Annotated in this window: 16 protein-coding genes and 1 pseudogene; 11 read left to right on the plus strand and 6 right to left on the minus strand. The window is 75.2% G+C overall.

The features are described 5' to 3' along the window. Window positions 1-101 precede the first annotated feature (101 nt). From DMH08_RS21870 to DMH08_RS21890, 4 genes are all read left to right on the plus strand, one after another. On the plus strand, window positions 102-674 hold the full coding sequence (locus DMH08_RS21870) for an RNA polymerase sigma factor (RefSeq protein ID WP_233617730.1): 573 nt from the start codon (window positions 102-104) through the stop codon (window positions 672-674). Further along, window positions 671-1,840 carry a CU044_5270 family protein gene (locus DMH08_RS21875; protein ID WP_125617385.1) on the plus strand — a complete coding sequence of 390 codons (1,170 nt, stop codon included), beginning with the start codon at window positions 671-673 and terminating at the stop codon, window positions 1,838-1,840. Before DMH08_RS21870 ends, DMH08_RS21875 begins: the two co-directional genes overlap by 4 nt. Window positions 1,841-2,569: 729 nt before the next feature. Beyond that, window positions 2,570-4,654, plus strand: coding sequence for an RNA degradosome polyphosphate kinase (locus DMH08_RS21885; RefSeq protein WP_125617387.1), 2,085 nt, complete (start codon window positions 2,570-2,572; stop codon window positions 4,652-4,654). Beyond that, a complete protein-coding gene (locus tag DMH08_RS21890) occupies window positions 4,647-5,636 on the plus strand; it encodes an NUDIX hydrolase (RefSeq protein ID WP_233617731.1) in 990 nt (329 codons plus the stop codon). Before DMH08_RS21885 ends, DMH08_RS21890 begins: the two co-directional genes overlap by 8 nt. Before the next feature lie 21 nt (window positions 5,637-5,657). Here DMH08_RS21890 and DMH08_RS21895 read toward each other — a convergent pair whose 3' ends face one another. Continuing rightward, complete coding sequence (locus DMH08_RS21895) at window positions 5,658-7,151, minus strand: CYTH and CHAD domain-containing protein (RefSeq protein ID WP_125617389.1); 1,494 nt, start codon at window positions 7,149-7,151, stop codon at window positions 5,658-5,660. Window positions 7,152-7,314: 163 nt separating this feature from the next. Here DMH08_RS21895 and DMH08_RS21900 point away from each other — a divergent pair, with 163 nt between their 5' ends. From DMH08_RS21900 to DMH08_RS21910, 3 genes are all read left to right on the plus strand, one after another. Continuing rightward, window positions 7,315-7,725, plus strand: coding sequence for an ester cyclase (locus tag DMH08_RS21900; protein ID WP_026402770.1), 411 nt, complete (start codon window positions 7,315-7,317; stop codon window positions 7,723-7,725). 49 nt (window positions 7,726-7,774) lie between these two features. Further along, entirely contained in the window at window positions 7,775-8,248 is a 474-nt protein-coding gene (locus DMH08_RS21905; RefSeq protein WP_051300730.1) for a hypothetical protein, read from the plus strand. A gap of 105 nt (window positions 8,249-8,353) precedes the next feature. Next, complete coding sequence (locus DMH08_RS21910) at window positions 8,354-9,271, plus strand: sulfite exporter TauE/SafE family protein (protein ID WP_026402768.1); 918 nt, start codon at window positions 8,354-8,356, stop codon at window positions 9,269-9,271. Window positions 9,272-9,313: 42 nt separating this feature from the next. Here DMH08_RS21910 and DMH08_RS21915 read toward each other — a convergent pair whose 3' ends face one another. Continuing rightward, window positions 9,314-9,643 (minus strand): WhiB family transcriptional regulator, encoded by a 330-nt coding sequence (locus DMH08_RS21915; protein ID WP_125617391.1) that lies wholly within the window; start codon window positions 9,641-9,643, stop codon window positions 9,314-9,316. Window positions 9,644-9,805: 162 nt separating this feature from the next. Here DMH08_RS21915 and DMH08_RS21920 point away from each other — a divergent pair, with 162 nt between their 5' ends. After that, complete coding sequence (locus DMH08_RS21920; RefSeq protein WP_026402766.1) at window positions 9,806-10,258, plus strand: GNAT family N-acetyltransferase; 453 nt, start codon at window positions 9,806-9,808, stop codon at window positions 10,256-10,258. Between the two features lie 24 nt (window positions 10,259-10,282). Here DMH08_RS21920 and DMH08_RS21925 read toward each other — a convergent pair whose 3' ends face one another. Then, window positions 10,283-11,209 (minus strand): NADPH:quinone oxidoreductase family protein, encoded by a 927-nt coding sequence (locus DMH08_RS21925; RefSeq protein ID WP_125617393.1) that lies wholly within the window; start codon window positions 11,207-11,209, stop codon window positions 10,283-10,285. Between the two features lie 108 nt (window positions 11,210-11,317). Here DMH08_RS21925 and DMH08_RS41800 point away from each other — a divergent pair, with 108 nt between their 5' ends. Continuing rightward, window positions 11,318-11,959: a rhomboid family intramembrane serine protease gene (locus tag DMH08_RS41800; RefSeq protein WP_034518060.1), complete on the plus strand. Its 642-nt coding sequence runs from the start codon at window positions 11,318-11,320 to the stop codon at window positions 11,957-11,959. 25 nt (window positions 11,960-11,984) lie between these two features. Here DMH08_RS41800 and DMH08_RS42670 read toward each other — a convergent pair. Beyond that, window positions 11,985-13,127, minus strand: a pseudogene (locus DMH08_RS42670) (DUF418 domain-containing protein); the annotation flags it as partial. Window positions 13,128-13,283: 156 nt separating this feature from the next. On the opposite strand from DMH08_RS42670, the gene DMH08_RS21940 reads away from it, so the two are divergent. Together DMH08_RS21940 and DMH08_RS21945 are read left to right on the plus strand one after the other, a co-directional pair. After that, window positions 13,284-14,543 carry a sensor histidine kinase gene (locus DMH08_RS21940; protein WP_125617397.1) on the plus strand — a complete coding sequence of 420 codons (1,260 nt, stop codon included), beginning with the start codon at window positions 13,284-13,286 and terminating at the stop codon, window positions 14,541-14,543. Further along, entirely contained in the window at window positions 14,540-15,259 is a 720-nt protein-coding gene (locus tag DMH08_RS21945) for a response regulator (RefSeq protein WP_125617399.1), read from the plus strand. Before DMH08_RS21940 ends, DMH08_RS21945 begins: the two co-directional genes overlap by 4 nt. Here DMH08_RS21945 and DMH08_RS21950 read toward each other — a convergent pair. Together DMH08_RS21950 and DMH08_RS21955 are read right to left on the minus strand one after the other, a co-directional pair. Further along, window positions 15,240-15,986 (minus strand): SDR family oxidoreductase, encoded by a 747-nt coding sequence (locus tag DMH08_RS21950; protein WP_026402764.1) that lies wholly within the window; start codon window positions 15,984-15,986, stop codon window positions 15,240-15,242. The genes DMH08_RS21945 and DMH08_RS21950 overlap by 20 nt on opposite strands. 21 nt (window positions 15,987-16,007) lie before the next feature. Beyond that, window positions 16,008-17,465 (minus strand): hypothetical protein, encoded by a 1,458-nt coding sequence (locus DMH08_RS21955; protein WP_125617401.1) that lies wholly within the window; start codon window positions 17,463-17,465, stop codon window positions 16,008-16,010. Window positions 17,466-17,523 lie beyond the last annotated feature (58 nt).

Raw genomic sequence — 17,523 nt, forward strand, 5'->3', positions numbered from 1 at the left:
AGAGGCAGTGCCCGCGAGTCCGGGACACCCCCGTAACGATGGTGCCCCCCGTGCCACTACCTCGTGACGGAACACACACCTGGCGGACGGAGGAGCCCACGGTGGCGGACGAAGCCCCCGATCAGGACGCCGACCGGCGGCGGTTCACCGCGATGTACGACACGTGCAGGCAGCGCGTGTGGGCGTACGCGGCGAGCCGTGCCGGGCGGCAGGTCGCGGACGAGGTGGTGAGCGAGACCTTCACGGTGGCGTGGCGGCGCCTGGCCGACGTGCCCGACCCGCCGCTGCCGTGGCTGCTCGGCGTCGCGCGGAACGTGCTGCGCGCCGACCACCGGGCCGAGGCCCGGCGCGCGGCGTTCGCGGCGGAACTGGAGCGCCGGGCGCCGCGGCCCCGCGGCGACGTCGGCGAGGAGGTGGCCGAGCGCCTCGCGGTGCTGCGCGCGATGGCCGCGCTGCCGGACGCCGACCGGGAGGTGCTGATCCTGGTCGCGTGGCAGGGGCTCGCCCCGCGGGACGCGGCCAAGGTGGTGGGCTGCTCGGCGGCGGCGCTGCGCGTGCGGCTGCACCGGGCGCGGCGGCGCCTGGTCAGGGCGGTCGAGGAGGGCGCCGAACCGGACCGGACGGGACCGGGGGAGCGTCCGCGAGTGGGGATCATCAGGGAGGAACTGTCATGAGCGACGTGCTGCGGACGCTGCGCGAGGCGCGCCCGGACGAGCTGGCCCCGGACGCTCCGGTCGACCCGGAGGTCCGGCGCGCCGAGCTGGCGCGGGCGATGGCGGGCGGCCCCGGCGGGGCGGCCGGGCGGGCGGTGCCGCTCCCCCGCACGGCGGCGCGCCGGTGGCGGCCGGTGTGGGGGCTGGGCCTCGCGGGCGCGGCGGTCGCCGCCGCGCTGGTCGCGGTGTCCCTGCCCGCGGCCGACGACGCGGACCCGGGCGCCGGGACGTCCGTCGCCGGGGGCCCGGTCCGGACGCTCGACGCCGGGACGGTGCTGCTCGCGGCCGCCGCGAAGACCGAGGCCCGGCCCGCCGGGGCGGGCGCGTTCTGGCGGGTGGCCAAGGTCGACACCCGGTACTACGAGGTGGGCGAGCCGGGGGCGCGGTACACGATCGCCGTCGGCTCCGAGCACGAGTCCTGGACGCCGCGGGAGCCGGGGGGCGAGGTCCGGTCGCGGCAGCGGGAGCTGGGGGCGCGGGCGGCGACGCCGGCGGACGCGGCGGCCTGGCGGCGCGCGGGGTCGCCGTCGGCGTTCTCCGTCGAGGTGCCCACCACGCCCGGCGGGGGGAAGCTGAAGCCGCTGCGGGTGACGACCGCGCCCGGCCGGGTGGAGACGTCCAGTTCGCCGCTCGTCGACGGGGACAAGGTGTTCTGGCTCGGCCGGAACGTGACGATGAAGGACCTGCGGGCGCTCCCGGCCGACCCGGCGGAGCTGAAGGCCGAGCTGCTGCGCTGGTACGAGGGGCACGACACGGAGTCGTCGTCCCGGCCGATGGAGGCCGACGCGTGGCTCTTCCGGACGTCGGTGGGGCTGGTGACGGACATGCCGGTCGAGCCGCGGGTGCGGGCGGCGGCGTTCCGGATGCTGGCCGGGATGGAGTCCGTCGAGGGTGCGGGCGAGGTCACGGACTCGCGGGGCCGGACGGGCCAGGGCGTGGCGATCGACGAGGACACGCCGCTCGGGACGATCCGGCACCGGCTCGTCATCGACCCGGCGTCCGGCCGGGCGCTGGCGGACGAGCAGGTGCTGCTGAAGCCCGCGGCGGGCGTGGAGCGGGCCGCGGGAACGGTGCTGAGTTCCGCCGCCGTCACGGCGATGGAATGGACGGACTCGGCACCGCGCTGATCTGTTCCGGGCATCGGTAATCGCAGGGGCGGTGCCTCGGCCTCCGGCCGGGCGCCGTCCCTTGGCGCGTCAACTCTCGCGGCCGCTCGCGCGGCTGCGTGATCGGTATGTGATCAGGCGCTCTTAGGGGTCGGAGTCGTGGCCCGGGCGCGGTGCCGGGCGGATTTCTGTGCGGCCCTGCGCTGGGCCGCGGCGGTGCGGGCGCGGTTCAGGCTTTCCCTCGCCTTGGCGGCGCCGCGGGCGGCGGTCGCGGTGTCGACGGCGCGCCCGGCGTAAACCGCGAGCACCTCGGAGACGGGGGGAGGCTGCCATTCCTCCTTGAGGACGACGGGGAGTGCGGGGCCGGTCGTGCCATTTGCGGACAGGGGGACGAGCGCGAGATGTGTTCGGCAGTGCGGGCACTGCGCCCCCGGATGGGTGTCTCTGCTCATAACAAAGATGATTACCCAAGGGTCTGACAAAACGGCACCCTTGTTTTAGAAGGCGCGCAAGCCCGCCCGGTGCGACCGGGCATGCAGGGCCTCGCCGGGCCGCCGCCGGGCCGTCGCCGGGGGACGGTCCGGACGGTCCCGGGGCGCGGAGTCGGCGCGCGAGCGGGCGGCGACGTTCCGTATCGGCGGCCGGGCGGCGGAGTGATCAGCGGGAACCACGGGCACGATCTACGGTGTCTGACTCTTCGGCACCCCGCGTGTTCCGCAGCCGTTCATCTTGGTCAGGGAAAATACGAACATGACCGTCAACCCAGGACACATCCCCCGTTCCGGTGAGGCGCTGCCCGACGACCGCTTCCTCGACCGGGAGGAGAGCTGGCTCCGCTTCAACCAGCGCGTTCTGGAACTCGCCGAGGACCCGGCGCTCCCCCTCCTGGAACGCGTCCGCTTCCTGTCGATCTTCTCCAGCAACCTCGACGAGTTCTTCATGGTCCGGGTCGCCGGCCTCGCGCGCCGGATGGCGACCGGCCTGGCCGTGCAGTCCGCCAGCGGGCGGCAGCCGCGCGAGGTGCTGGAGCGCACCGGGACGGTCGCGCACGAGCTGATGCTGCGGCACGCGGCCTGCTTCCGCGACGAGATCCGCCCCGCCCTCGGCAAGGAGGGCATCGACCTGCTGCGCTGGGACGAACTGGCGGAGACCGAGCAGGAGCGGCTGCGGCGGTTCTTCCGCGACCGCATCTACCCCGTGCTGACGCCGCTGGTCGTCGACTCCGCGCACCCGTTCCCGTACATCTCGGGCCTGTCGCTGAACCTGGCCGTCATCGTCCGGGACCCGGAGACCGACGCCACGATGTTCGCGCGCGTCAAGGTCCCGCCGCTGCTGCCCCGCTTCATCGAGGCGTCCCCCGACCGGTTCACCCCGCTCGAGGACGTCATCGCCGCGCACCTCGGGCAGCTGTTCGTCGGCATGGAGGTCGTCGAGCACCACGCGTTCCGCGTCACCCGCAACCAGGACCTCGAGATCGACGAGGACATCAGCGAGGGGCTGCTGCAGGCGCTCGAGCGGGAGCTGCTGCGGCGCCGGTTCGGGCCCGTCGTCCGGCTGGAGGTCGAGGAGTCGATCTCCGCGGGCGTCCTGGAGCTGCTGACGACCGAGCTGGCGATCGAGGAGGGCCAGATCTACCGGGTGGGCGGGCCGCTCGACCTCGGCGGGCTCGCCGCGATCGCCGACCTCGACCGGCCGGACCTGAAGTACCCGCCGTTCGTCCCGTCGAAGGAGGCGCTCCCGGAGGACGCGAGCGTCTTCGGCGCGATCCGCGAGCGGGACGTGCTCGTCCAGCACCCGTACGACTCGTTCACGACGACCGTGCAGCGGCTCATCGAGGACGCCGCGGCCGACCCGCGCGTCCTGGCGATCAAGCAGACCCTGTACCGGACGAGCGGCGACTCCCCGATCGTGGACGCGCTCATGAGTGCGGCCGAAGCGGGTAAGCAGGTCGTCGTGGTGGTGGAACTGAAGGCGCGGTTCGACGAGCGCGCCAACATCGCGTGGGCGCGCAAGCTGGAGACCGCGGGCTGCCACGTCGTCTACGGGTTCGTCGGGCTCAAGACGCACTGCAAGCTGGCGCTCGTCGTCCGGCAGGACCCGGACGGCGTCCTGCGCCGCTACTGCCACATCGGCACCGGCAACTACCACCCGAAGACGGCCCGCCTGTACGAGGACTTCGGGCTGCTGACGGCGGACGCGGAGGTCGGCGAGGACGTCAGCGCCCTGTTCAACCACCTCACCGGCTACTCGCGGCAGGGCTCCTACCACCGGCTGCTGGTCGCGCCGCACAGCCTGCGGTCGGGGCTCGTCCAGCGCATCGAGCACGAGATCGACAACCACCGCGGCGGGCATCCGGCGCGGGTCCGCGTCAAGTGCAACTCGCTCGTCGACGAGGTCGTCATCGACGCCCTGTACCGGGCGTCGCGCGCGGGCGTCCCGGTCGACGTGTGGGTGCGCGGCATATGCGCGCTGCGGCCCGGGGTGCCGGGGCTGTCGGAGACGATCCGGGTCCGCAGCGTCCTCGGCCGCTTCCTGGAGCACTCCCGCGTCTTCGCGTTCGAGAACGGCGGCGACCCCGAGGTGTGGATCGGCAGCGCCGACCTCATGCACCGCAACCTCGACCGCCGCGTCGAGGCGCTCGTCACCGTCACCGACCGGGCGCAGCGCGACCGGCTGATCGAGCTCATCGACATGGCCATGGACGAAGCAGCGCACGCCTGGTGCCTGGACGGCGACGGCACCTGGACGCGCAACACGCCCCCGCCGGGCGGGACCTTGCAGGACATCCAGACGCATCTGGTACGGAGCCGCCGCTGGAGGACGGTCGATGGCTGAGGCCGGTGACACCAAGAGCACGGACACGGACATCACGGACACCGACATCACGGACACCGACACCACGGACACCGACATCACGGACACGGGCACGGACACCATGAGCACGGACACCGGCGACTCCCGGACCATCCATGCCGCCGGGGCCCTCCTCTGGCGGGACGGCCCCGAGTTCGCCGTCGTCCACCGCCCCCGCTACGACGACTGGTCGCTCCCGAAGGGGAAGGTCGACCCGGGCGAGCACGTGCTGCGCGCCGCCGTCCGGGAGGTCGAGGAGGAGACCGGCATCGTGCCGCGGCTCGGCCGCCGCCTCCCGACGAGCACCTACCGGGTGGGGGGCCGGGCGAAGCGGGTCGACTGGTGGGCGGCGCGGCCGGTCGCCGACGCGGCGTTCGTCCCGAACGAGGAGGTCGACCGGCTCGAATGGCTGCCCGCCGAGCGGGCCGCCGCCCGGCTGTCCTACCGGCACGACGCCGAGCTGCTGGAGGAGTTCCTCGCGGGCCCGCCCGCCACCCGTCCGCTGGTGGTCCTGCGGCACGCCGCCGCCCACCCGAAGGCGGACTGGCGGGACGCCGACGAGCTGCGCCCCCTCGACGCGCGGGGGCGCGCGGAGGCGGCCCGGCTGTCACCGCTGCTGGACGCGTTCGGGCCCGCCCGGCTGGTCAGCTCCGCGACGGCCCGCTGCGTCGAGACCGTCCTGCCGCACGCCCGCCGCACCCGCGCGCCCGTCACGACGGACGGCGCGTTCACCGTCGGGGAGACGGGGCCCGGGCAGGCCGTCGAGCGGCTCCTCGAACTCGTCGCGGAGGGCGCCCCCGCGCTCGTCTGCACGCACGGCGAGATCGTCGAGGAGCTGGTGACCGGGCTGTGCCGGGAACTCGGCGAGAAGGTCCCCGACGACCCGTGCCTGGCCAAGGGCGAGTTCTGGGTCGCGCACATCGCCGGGGACGCCATGCCCGCCCTGGAGCGGCACGCCCCCTAGACGCCTCCTGGAAGGACGCCCCTAGAAGGACGGCCCCAGGGTGCGCGACCAGGTCACGGCGAGCCGGTCGCGGGCGGTCTCCGCGCGGCACTCCTCCCGCCCGTACAGGACGCCGAGCGCGAACGCGTCCTGCGGCGTCCGGGCGCGGCCCCGGTAGGTCCGGAGCCGCTCCATGGCGAGCACGCCGTCCTGGTGCTCGCCGAGCACCTCCTGGATGCGCTTGGCGTCCTTCGCGGCGCGCTTCGCCGCCGCGCCCAGCACGGGCGTCGCCAGCTCCGCCGCGTAGCGCGCGCGCTTGGCGGCCTTGCGGGTCTCGTGCCGCGCGACGTCCGGGTCCTCGGCGGTCGCGATCGTCCGGTACTGGCGCGCCATCCGCTCCCACACTCGCGACACCAGCACCGGCAGCTCCTTGCGGGCCTTGCGGTCCGCGCACCCGCCCAGCGGCGGGACGGCGATCAGCCCGTCGAGCGCGTCGAGCAGCGCGAAGTACCGCGGCTCCTTCAGCGCCAGGTTCAGCCGCCGGTACGCGCCGCGCTCCCGCCGGGCCAGGTCGTCCAGCAGGTACGGGGGGCCGTCCGCGAACCGCATGCGCAGCACCTCCAGGTCGCGGACCTCGCCCAGCACCGCCGCGAGCCACCGCAGCTCCGCCTGCACCGGCTCGGTCCGCGCCGGGTCGAGCACCGGCCGGTACGCCTGCATCGTGCTGCGCAGCCGCCGCGTCGCGACCCGCATCCGGTGGACGGCGTCGTCCTCGCCCAGCCGCGCCCGCGGGTCGTACCCGATCAGGCTCTCCAGCTGCGCCGCCAGGTACCCCATGACCGCGTCGCCCGCCGTCACCGCCGGCAGCTTCCCGTTGGCGGTCAGCTCCCGCAGCCGCGCCCGCGTCGCGGCGCGCGCGTCGGCGCCGGGCGCCGCCGGGACGTCCGCGCCGAGCAGCCGGCCCAGCTTCGACGCCGACTTCGCCCGCCGCGCGCCCGCCTTGCGGAGCCGCTTGCCCGCCGCCTTCAGCAGCTCCGGCCCGCCGCCGCCGAGCTCCACCTCGATCTCCCGCCACCGGCGCGGCTCGTCGCCCTCCTCGCGGTACGCCGACACCAGGTCGTCGGCGACCTCGGCGAGGGCCGCGCCGTCCGCGTCCCGCAGGACCACGACCGTCCGGCGGGTCTCCAGCGTCGCGACGGGCACCAGCTCCGCGCCGCGCGTGTGGACGGCGACCAGCCCGGCGAGCCGCGCCGGGACGGCGCGCGGGCGGCCCAGCGGCGCGCGGTGCTCCTGCTTGCCGTCCGGCCCCGCCGGGACCTTCAGGTGCCAGCCGGAGTCGTCGCCGCCGCGGCGGCGCCGCAGCGTGATCCCGTGCGCCGCCAGCCGCAGGTCGGCGGTGTCGAAGTAGGTCGCGTGCAGCTCGTGGACGCGCGGCTCCGCGGCCGCCGACACCCCCGGAAGACCGTCCAGCGGCGGGAGCACGAACCCCGCCTCCGCGTCGTACTTCTGCTCGATCTCCAAGTGCCGGTCGGCCACGGTGCGTCCCCTCTACGCCGAGGTAAAGCCCACGTGACCAGCATTTCACGGGAAGTTGAGCAGCGGTAGAACGCCGGTGGACGCGGCCCGCGCGGCCCTTCGCCGCCGCCGGGGGCCCGTCGCCCCTTGGCACGGACGGGGGACGCGTGCGAACAATGGGGCCATGGATGCGGACGAACTTTACCGGCGGTGGCTGTTCGACGCGTGGGCGGGCGACTACGGCGTCCTCGACGAGATCATGGCGGCGGACTTCGTGGGGCACTGGCCCGCGATGCAGGTGCGCGGGCGGAGGGAGGCCGCCGACCAGATCCGGCACTCGCGCCACCTGTTCTCCGACATCGTGAACACCCTGGACGTCGGGCCCGTGGTGGGCGGCGACACGGTCGCGGCGCGGTGGACGTTCCACGGGACGTACCAGGGCGGCGTGCCCGGCGCGACGGCGTCGCCCGGGACGCGCGTGTCGTTCGTCGGGCACGACATCTTCCGCGTCGCGGACGGGCTGCTCGCCGAGTACTGGGTGGTGTCGGACGGGGTGGGCCTGATGACGGCGCTGGGAGCGTTCGGCGACTCCTGAGCGTCCGACTAGAGTCGGAACGGTCCGATTTCATCGGAGAGGGAGTGCGATGTCCGTCCAGCAGCCGTACGTGCCGCCGGAGGTCGGGACCCGCGTGGTGGAGCTGCTCTCCAAGGGGCAGGTGATCAAGGCCGTCGCCGAGGTGCGCAAGGCCACCGGGATGGACCTCGTGGACGCCAAGGCGTACATCGACGGGATGCGGCTGGAGTGGGTCGGCGCGCAGGTCCCCGTCGAGGCCGAGGAGAAGGCCCGCGCGCTGCTGGCGGAGGGGCGGGCGAAGGACGCGGTGAAGCTCGTCCGGGAGGCGGGCGGCCTCGGGCGGAGCGAGGGCAAGGACTTCGTGAAGGCGCTGCAGGCCGGCTGGCGGCGCGGCCGCGCGACCGCGGGCGGCGCGGGCACCGTGGCGGACCGGGCGCGCGAGTTCGTCGACGCGGACGACCGCGCGTCGGCCGTCGCGCTCGTCCGGGCGGAGACGGGGATGACGGCCGAGGAGGCCGGGCGCTTCGTGGACGCGCTCGGCTGAGCGGCGCGCGGGCAGGCGAAGCTCACCGATAAGTCCGGTTGACCTGGGACATCCTCCGGTGGCTTAATAGCCTCTATTCCGACCTAACATGTAGGGAAGGTGGCCATGCGCTCGTTCGTGGTGCTCGCACTGGTGGGGCTCGGCGCACAGCTGGTGGACGGGAGCCTGGGAATGGCCTACGGGGTGACGTCGACGACGCTGCTCCTCGCGGCGGGCACGAGCCCGGCGGCCGCCTCGGCCACCGTGCACCTGTCCGAGATCGGGACGACGCTGGCGTCCGGCGCCGCGCACTGGCGGTTCGGCAACGTCGACTGGAAGGTCGTCGCCAAGGTCGGCATCCCGGGCGCCGTCGGCGCGTTCGCCGGCGCGACGTTCCTGTCCTGGCTGTCCACCGAGGCCGCCGCCCCGGTGATGTCACTGATCCTGCTGTCGCTCGGCGTCTACGTGCTCGTCCGCTTCACCCGGCGCGGCCCGTCCACGGCGAACCTGGGCAAGCCGCTGCGCCGCCGCTTCCTCGCCCCGCTCGGCGTCGTGGCCGGCTTCGTGGACGCGTCCGGCGGCGGGGGCTGGGGCCCGGTCGGCACGCCCGCGCTGCTCGCGTCCGGGCGGATGGAGCCCCGCAAGGTCATCGGGACCATCGACACCAGCGAGTTCCTCGTCGCGGTCGCCGCGAGCCTCGGCTTCCTGACCGGGCTCGGCACCGCCGGGGTCAACGCGGGCTGGGCCGCCGCGCTGCTGCTCGGCGGGCTGATCGCCGCGCCGATCGCGGCCTGGCTGGTGCGGCACCTGCCGCCGGCCGTCCTCGGCGCGGCCGTCGGCGGCCTGATCATCCTCACGAACTCCCGGACGCTGCTGAACAGCGACTGGATCGACGCGGCCGCGCCCGTCCGGTACTCCGTCTACGCCGTCCTCTACGCCGTCTGGGCGGCCGCCCTCGCGTACTCCGTCCGGCGGCACCGCGACGAGCGCCGCCGGGCCGCCGGAGCCGCCGAGGACGCCGCCGTCCCGGAGACGACGGCCTGATCAGGCCGGGCCGGTCGGTTCGGCTCGGTCGAGTCGGCTCGGTCAGGCCGCGGAGGCGTGCTCGGACGTCGAGGCGTCGCCGCGGACGACGATGACCGGCAGCGGCCGGCGCGCGGGGGCCTCGGAGGTGCGGCGCAGGTAGCGGCGCTCCTCCGGGGTCGTCCCGCCCCAGATCCCGTCGGGCTCGCCGACGCGCAGCGCCCAGGTCAGGCAGTCGACCTGCACGGGGCAGTTGCCGCAGATCTGCTTCGCGGCCCGCTCCTGCTCCCGCAGCACCTCCGCCGAGTAGCCGATCGGGAAGAACAGGTCGGGGTCGGCGCCGCGGCAGATCGCGTGGTCGGTCCAGTGTTCCTCGTTGTCGTTGCTGTGCATGTCTTCTCCCTGCGGCGGTGCGGCACGCCGCCGGCTTGGCGGGTCGAGGTGACGGTGTCTTCCACCCAACGTAGTACTACAACTCGTAGTACTACAAGTCGTTGCGGGAACACTGCAACTTAGCGCTCGGATAACCTGGTCGGTGTGCAGCGTGATCAAGAAGTGACCTTCCGCGAGGCGACGGCGGCCGATCTGCCGCAGATCGTCCGGCTTCTGGCCGACGATCCCCTCGGCGCGACCCGCGAAACACCGGGCGACGACGTCCCAGAGGCTTACTACACCGCGTTCGCCGCCATCGAGAAGGACGCGAACAACACGGTCGTCGTCGCCGAGCGCGGCGGCGAGGTCATCGGCACGCTCCAGCTCACCTTCATCCCGGGCCTCACCTACGGCGGCGGCGAGCGCGCCCAGATCGAGGGCGTCCGCGTCGCGTCCGACCAGCGCGGCCACGGCGTCGGCCAGGCCCTCATCGACCGGGCCGTCGACCGGGCCCGCGCCCGGGGCTGCCGGCTGGTGCAGCTCACCACCGACCGGCAGCGCCCCGACGCCATCCGCTTCTACCAGAAGATGGGCTTCCGCCCGTCCCACATGGGCATGAAGTACCACCTGTCCTGATCACCGGTGTGATCACCGGCCCGATCAGGGGACGAGCGCGACCTTCCCCACGATCCGGCGGCCGAGCAGGTCGTCCAGGACCCGCGGCGCCGCCGACAGCGGCTCCGTCCGCGCCGCCTCCGGCACCAGCGCCCCCTGCGCGACCAGGGCCAGCAGCTCGTCCAGCAGGGCCCGCTGCTCCAGCGGGTGCGCCATCGACCACGCGCCCCAGTCGACGCCGACGACCGTCCGGTTCCGCAGCAGCACCTGGTTGAGCGGCAGCGACGGGATGTCCCCCGACGCGAAGCCGATCACCACGTGCCGTCCGCCCTCGCGCAGCGCCCGCAGCGCCGGATCGGCCAGCGCGCCGCCCACCGGGTCGTACACGACGTCCACGCCGCCCTCCGACCAGCCGCGCGCCCCGGCCTTCACGTCCGCCAGGTCGATCGCCGCCTCCGCGCCCGCCGCGACCGCCGCGTCCCGCTTCGGACCGGACGACGCCGCCGCCAGCACCCGCGCCCCGAGCGCCGTCGCGACCCGCACCGCCGCGAGGCCCGTTCCGCCGCCGGCGCCCAGCACCAGCACCGTCTCGCCCGCCCGCAGCCCCGCCCGGTCGCGCAGCCCGAACAGCGCCGTGCAGTGGCTCTGGGTGAACGTCGCCGCCTCCGCGGCGCCGAGCGCGTCCGGGATCGGCACCGCCGCCGCCTCCGGCACGACCGCGCGCGACGCGAACCCGCCGAGCCCGCACATCGCCAGCACCCGCTCCCCGGACGGCAGCGTCCCCGCGACCTCGCTGCCCGGGACGAACGGCAGCGGCGGCTTGATCTGGTACCGCCCCTGGACGAACAGGGCGTCCACGTAGTTGACGCCCGCCGCCTCCACCGCGATCGCCACCTGGCCGTCCGCCGGCTCGGGGTCCGGCATCTCCTTGAGGGCGAGCGAACCGAGTTCCTCGCAGACCATCGCACGCATCCGCCCACTATGGCGTAAGTGACTTCTTGCACCGAGGGGCGGGTGGAAACCGTTCGCGGGTACCGATCGTTGACCTGATGACGGGTTCTCGACCTTACGGTGGCTTACATGAGCTTTCCACCCGACCGGCCCGCCGAGGGCCCGGCCCAGCGGCATCGCTCCGGCGGCCTCGCCAAGCACGGGGCGCGCGCGCTCGGGTCGGCCGTCCTGGTGCTGTCCGTCACCGCGGTGATGTGGGTGCTGGAGACCGTCGACTACGTGGCGAACGGGTGGTTCGACCGGTTCGGGATCGACCCCTGGAACGTCGACGACCTGCCGGACATCTTCACCGCGCCGTTCATGCACGCCGGGTTCGGGCATCTGATCGCCAACACGGTGCCGTTCCTGATCCTCGGGTTCATCGCCGCGACGCGGGGGATCGCGAAGTTCCTCGCCGCGAGCCTGATCGTGATCGTGGTCGGCGGGCTCGGCGTGTGGTTCACCAGTTCGGCGAACACCCTCGGCTCCAGCATCCTGATCTTCGGGTTCTTCGGGTACCTGCTGGGGCGCGGGCTGTTCGAGCGCCGGCTCGTCGACGTCGCGATCGCCGTCGGCGTCGTCGCCGTCTACGGGACGATGCTGTTCGGCGTCATCCCGAGCGACCCGGCCGTCTCGTGGCAGGGGCACCTGTTCGGGCTGATCGGCGGCGTGCTCGGGGCGTGGGCGCTGCGGCGCCGTCCGGACAAGCGCGCCATCGCGGACGTGCCGTGACCGCGGGGGCGGGCCGGTAGACGAGGCGGCGCAGGGCCGTCTCGGCCGGGCCGCGGCGCCCGCGCCGGGCCGCGAGGCCGGCGGCGGCCACGGTCGCCAGCCAGGTCGCGGCGGCGGCGCCGGCCATCGCGGCGGTCCCGACGCCGTCCCCGAGGCCGCCCGCGTACGGCGCGAACAGCGCGACGAACACGACCGACTGGGCGAGGTAGCACGACAGCGAGCGGCGCCCGGTCGCGGCGAGCGCCCGCACGGCCGGGCCGCGCCGTCCGGCGGGCCGGGACGCCGCGAGGGCGAACGCGGCACCGGCGCCCGCCGCCCCGGCGAAACCGGTGAGGACGTGCAGCAGCGAGGCCCCGAACGTCGCCGCGGCGCCGGTGTCCCACAGTTCGGCGGTGATGAGCGCGAGGGGGAGGCCGCCCGCCGCGCCGAGCGGGATCCCGGCCAGGGCGGTGCGGCGCAGCGCGCGCCGGTGCCGGTGCGGCTCGTCGAGGACGCCGCGCCGCGCGACCCAGATCCCGAGCAGCATCGGCGCGAGCGAGGACGGCGCGAGCAGGAGGAAGTCGAGCGGCCACGCGGCGACCCGCAGGACGAGCGCGTCCCACGGCCCGTCGGCCAGCAGCGACGGGACGCCGTTGCGGACGGCGCCGCCGACCGGCGGCAGGCCCACGACGGCGCCCAGCGGCACGGCGGCGACCAGGACGGCGCCCGCCGCGCCCAGCAGGAACCGGTCGCCGGCCCGCACCGCGAAGACGAGCCCGAAGCCGAGGAGGCCGTAGATCGCGAGGATGTCGCCGCCGAAGAGCAGCAGCACGTGCAGCAGCCCGAACACGGCGAGCCACAGGCTCCGCCGCCGCAGCACTCCCCCCGCGCCCGCGCGCCCCACCGTCCGCATGGCGCCGTAGCCGAACAGGGCCGCGAACAGCGGCAGCCACCGGGCGTCCACCAGCGCCACGAGGAGCAGGTCCGCCGCCTGGTCCGCGGGCGAGCCGCCGAGCGGGCGGGAGCGCGCCCCGTACTCGGCGGCGTCCACGTAGTAGACGGAGTTGGCGAGGGCGATGCCGAGGAGCGCCGCACCGCGCGCCAGGTCGGGTGCGAGCGACCGTTCCAGTTCGGGCGTGGGTGCGGGCGGCGCGGGGGCCGGCCGGGCGTGCGGTCTCGTGTCGGTCATGGCGGCGAGTCTGGACGCGGCCGGCGCGGCGGCGTATCCGCCGAACGGGCCATCGCGGATTCAACCGGTTGAATCGCGCCGCGCGGCGCCCCGGCGGCCGGGCGGGGCGGCGATACTGCAGGCGGAACCGAACCGCGCTCCGGAACGAGGGACCAGGTGGACGCCCGCGCCGATCGCAGCCCGCAGAGCCGGTGGGACCGCGGCTGGCTGCTGGCGCCCTACCCGGCGGCGGCGGTCGCGGCGCTGATCACCGTCCTCCAGCGGCCGGCGCCGCCGGCGCTGGCACTGACGCTGGGCCTGTCGGCGCTGGTCGCGGGCTGGCACTGGTGGATGGTGACGGCCCATCCGCAGTGGCCGGAGCGCCGCGCCGCGCCGATGGCGCTGTACTTCACCGTGCAGCTCGGCCTCGCGTGGGTGCTGTACGTGCGCGAGCCCGTCTACGTCGTCCTGCTGGCCGCCTGCTACCCGACCGCGTTCGTGACCCTGCCGGGCCGGTCGGCCTACGCGGGCGTGCTGGCCACGAGCGCGGCGCTCGCCCTGCCGTCCGCGCTCGCCGCGGACTGGTGGGCGTCGCCGGGGCCGCTCGCGACGGCCTGCGGCAGCACCGTCCTGGTCTGCGCGGTGGGCGGGGCCCTGCGGGCCGTGGAGTCGGAGGCGCGCCGCCGCCGCCTGGCGTACGACGAGCTCGCCGCCGCCCACGCGCGCCTGTCCGAGCTCGCCCGGCACAACGAGGGGCTCCAGGAGCGGCTGCTGGACCGCGCCAGGGAGGCGGGCGTCCTCACCGAGCGCACCCGCATGGCGCGGGAACTGCACGACACCCTCGCCCAGGGGCTCGCCGGGATCCTCACCCACCTCGAGGCCGCGGACGGGCACGTCCCGCCGGGCCACCCCGCCCACGGACACGTCGGCGTCGCGCGCCGCACCGCCCGGGAGAACCTCGCCGAGGCGCGCCGCTGGATGCTGGCACTGCGGCCCGCCCCGCTGGACGGCGGCACGCTGGCGGAGACGATCGGGGTGGTGGCGGAGCGCTGGGCGGCCGACAACGGCGCCCGCGCCACCGTGACCGCCACCGGCACCCCGGTGCGGCTGCGCCCGGACGCCGAGGAGACGATCCTGCGCGCGGCGCAGGAGGCGCTGGCGAACGTGGCGCGGCACGCGCGGGCCCGGCGGGTCCGCGTCACGCTGTCGTTCATGGACGACGTGGTCGCGCTCGACGTGCTCGACGACGGCGTCGGCTTCGACCCGGACGCGCCGCCCGGGCCGTCCGGGCACGGCGGGTTCGGCCTGTCGGCGATGCGGCACCGCGTCACCCGCGTCGCCGGGACGCTGACCGTCGAGTCGGCGCCGGGGCGCGGCACGGCGCTGAGCGTGACCGTCCCGGCGCTGCGGCCCGAACAGGAGGGGGAGCGGGAGTGACCGACCCGGACGGACCCGGCGGACCGGACGTCGTCCGGGTGGTCGTCGTCGACGACCACCCGGTGGTCCGCGCGGGGCTGCTCGCCATCCTCGGCGGGCAGCCCGACATCGAGGTGGTGGGGGAGGCCGCGGACGGGGCGGAGGCGCTCGCCGTCGTCGCGCGGGCGCGCCCCGACGTCGTGCTGAGCGACCTGCGGATGCCCGGCCCGGACGGCGCCGAGCTGATCGCGCGGCTCGCCGCGGCGGCGCCGCGGACGCGGGTCCTGGTGCTCACCACCTACGACGGGGCGGCCGACGTCCTCCCGGCGATCGACGCGGGCGCGGTCGGCTACCTGCTGAAGGACTCGCCGCGCGAGGAGCTGTTCCGCGGGCTGCGGGCGGCCGCCCGCGGGCGGAGCGTGCTGGCCCCGACGGCGGCGGCCCGGCTCATCGACCGGGTCCGGGCGCCGGCGCGGCCCCCGGCGGGCGCGCTGAGCGAGCGGGAGGTCGAGGTGCTGTCGCTCGTCGCCGAAGGCGCCAGCAACCGCGAGGTCGCCGCCGCGCTGTTCCTCAGCCAGGCCACCGTGAAGACCCACCTGGTGCGGATCTTCGCCAAGCTCGGCGTGTCCGACCGGACGGCCGCCGCGGTCGCGGCCGGCGACCGCGGGCTGCTGCCCGGCCGCGGCGGGCGCCGTCCGTCCCGGCCGGGCGAGGGCCCTACCGGGGACGCACCGTGACCTCGGATACCACCGCGTCGCGGGGCGTCTCGAGGGCCGCGACGAGGACGCGGGCGACCGTCGCCGGGGAGGCGAACTCGTCCGCGTCGTAGGGGCGGCCCTCCTGCGCGCGCACCCGCTGCTGCATGCCGGTCGCGGTGCGCCCCGGGAACACCGTCGTGACGCGCAGCGACGGCTCCTCGGCGCGCAGCGAGTCGGCCAGCGCGCGCATCCCGTACTTGCTCGCCGCGTACGCGGCCCAGTCGGGGTTGGCGCGCAGCCCGGCGGTCGAGTTGACGAAGACGACGTGCCCCCGCGCGGCGCGCAGCGCCGGCAGCAGCAGGCGCGTCAGCTCCGCCGCGGACACCAGGTTCGTCGACAGGTGCTCCAGCCAGGTGTCGACGTCGAGGTCGGCGACGGGCGACAGCCGCACGGTCCCGGCCGCGTGGATCAGGCCGTCCAGCCGTCCGGGGACGTGCGCGGGCGCCAGCGACGCCTCCAGCCTGCGGGGCTCGGCGAGGTCGAGCGGGACCGTGGTGATCGACGCGCCGGGGCTCTGCGCCGCCGCCTCGTGCGGCGAGAAGACCTGGGTGTTGGCATGGGCGCCGGTCCGCAGCGCGGCGGTGAGCGCCTCGAGGCGGTCGGCGGAGCGGCCGGTCAGGACGAGGTCGTGCCCGCGGCCCCGGAGCAGTTCCGCGACCGCCGTGCCGATTCCGCCGGTCGCCCCCGTGATCAGATACGTGCCCATGGCACCCCATTGTGCCGGGCGTCAGTTGGGCCGCAGGACGCGCGTGGCCCCGGCGATCAGCGCGGTGGCCAGCACCCAGCCGGTCGCGACGAGCAGGTAGGCGACCCACCGGGACCAGCCGACCGCGTCGTAGGCGAGCTGCTGCCCGAACGTGTCGAGGGGGATGAGGAGGTCGAGGGAGTAGACGAGCGCGTGGAAGTCGGGCAGCTCGTCCGGGGGCCGGATGGCGTGCGGCTTCTCGTTCGAGAACACCGTGGTGCCGACGGCGAGGAGGAACGCGAACCACGCGAACGCGAGCCACGGGCGGTACCCGTAGCCGACCGTCCAGTCCAGCAGGTGGTTCCAGGCGCGGCCGACGACGTGCAGCTTGCGGCGGCGCGCGCGCAGCTTGGCGAGCTGCACCTTGCGGGCGAGGTCGTCGGCGCCGGTGCCGTGGTACCAGGCGGCGAGCTGCTCGTACGGCTGGAGGTGGAAGTCCGGGTCGCGGGACACCCAGTCGAGGCGCTCCTTGAACCCGGCGCCGCGCAGCGTCTCGTAGACGAGCCCGTTGAGCAGCATCTCGTCCGGCCACCACTGCGGGAGGTCGTAGAGGACGCCGATCCGCGAGTACGACAGGCTGACCCTGCCCTTGATCCGCTCGGACGGCAGGAGCAGCAGCTCGTCGGCGTACATGTGGGACGCGTGCAGCGACATGCGCTCCGGGTCGCCCGAGTCGAGGGTCCCCCGCGAGAAGGAGAGGATGCCGTTGAAGCGGGCGTTGCGGAGCCGGACGGTCCCGACGGCCCGGAACCCGGCGCTGAACTCGGCGGCGTCCTCGACGACCATGTTCTGCGCGTCCAGGGCGATGCGCCCCGGGTTGGACAGGACGGTCCGCTCCATGAACAGCCCGCCGTTCATGCGGGCCCCGACGAACCGGACGCCGCCGGTGATCTCGGCGTCGCGGATGAACGTGCCGACGTCCACGACGAGCCCGCCGCTGAACAGCGCCCACTTGGCGGGGTCGTCGGCGGTGATGCGCGTCCCGTTCATGCGGAACCCGCCGGACAGCTGGGCGCGCGGCAGCCGCACCTGCCCCTCGATCGTCGACCCGGACAGGCTGAGGTAGCCGTCCGCGCGCAGCCCGCCGCCGTCGAAGCCGGGCATCCGGCATTCGGCGAACCGGAGCTGGCGGGTGTCGGCGTTGGAGAAGTCGGGCTCCTCGACGAGCCGGCAGCGTTCGAGGCGCAGCTCGTGCCCGACCGTGCCGCCCGACACGTCCAGGCGGCCGATGATGTAGGCGCCGCGCAGCCGCAGGGCCGCGACGGCGCCGGGCCGGGGCTCGCAGGCGCCGAGCAGCAGCCGGGTGAGGACGTCCGCGCGGACGGTCCGGTCGGGCAGCGGGCCCTCGGGGAGGTCGTCGCCGAGGACCACGGTCGTGCCGGTGGGGAACGCGGCCCACAGGCGTTCCTCCGCGTGGGTCAAGCCGGGGGGCGGGGTCACGGGAACCCTTTCTACGCGGCGATCCCCTCCACGATCAAGGTCGGGGAGGGGATCGGCG

The organism is Actinomadura sp. WAC 06369 (genome assembly GCF_003947565.1).
Lineage (GTDB): Bacteria > Actinomycetota > Actinomycetes > Streptosporangiales > Streptosporangiaceae > Spirillospora > Spirillospora rifamycini.

Excerpts from the sequence above, each read along its gene's own strand:
- DMH08_RS21875 (WP_125617385.1), top strand. The coding sequence starts at position 671 with ATGAGCGACGTGCTGCGGACGCTGCGCGAGGCGCGCCCGGACGAGCTG.
- DMH08_RS21885 (WP_125617387.1), top strand. The coding sequence starts at position 2,570 with ATGACCGTCAACCCAGGACACATCCCCCGTTCCGGTGAGGCGCTGCCC.
- DMH08_RS21890 (WP_233617731.1), top strand. The coding sequence starts at position 4,647 with ATGGCTGAGGCCGGTGACACCAAGAGCACGGACACGGACATCACGGAC.
- DMH08_RS21900 (WP_026402770.1), top strand. The coding sequence starts at position 7,315 with ATGGATGCGGACGAACTTTACCGGCGGTGGCTGTTCGACGCGTGGGCG.
- DMH08_RS21905 (WP_051300730.1), top strand. The coding sequence starts at position 7,775 with ATGTCCGTCCAGCAGCCGTACGTGCCGCCGGAGGTCGGGACCCGCGTG.
- DMH08_RS21910 (WP_026402768.1), top strand. The coding sequence starts at position 8,354 with ATGCGCTCGTTCGTGGTGCTCGCACTGGTGGGGCTCGGCGCACAGCTG.
- DMH08_RS21915 (WP_125617391.1), bottom strand. The coding sequence starts at position 9,643 with ATGCACAGCAACGACAACGAGGAACACTGGACCGACCACGCGATCTGC.
- DMH08_RS21925 (WP_125617393.1), bottom strand. The coding sequence starts at position 11,209 with ATGCGTGCGATGGTCTGCGAGGAACTCGGTTCGCTCGCCCTCAAGGAG.
- DMH08_RS41800 (WP_034518060.1), top strand. The coding sequence starts at position 11,318 with ATGAGCTTTCCACCCGACCGGCCCGCCGAGGGCCCGGCCCAGCGGCAT.
- DMH08_RS21950 (WP_026402764.1), bottom strand. The coding sequence starts at position 15,986 with ATGGGCACGTATCTGATCACGGGGGCGACCGGCGGAATCGGCACGGCG.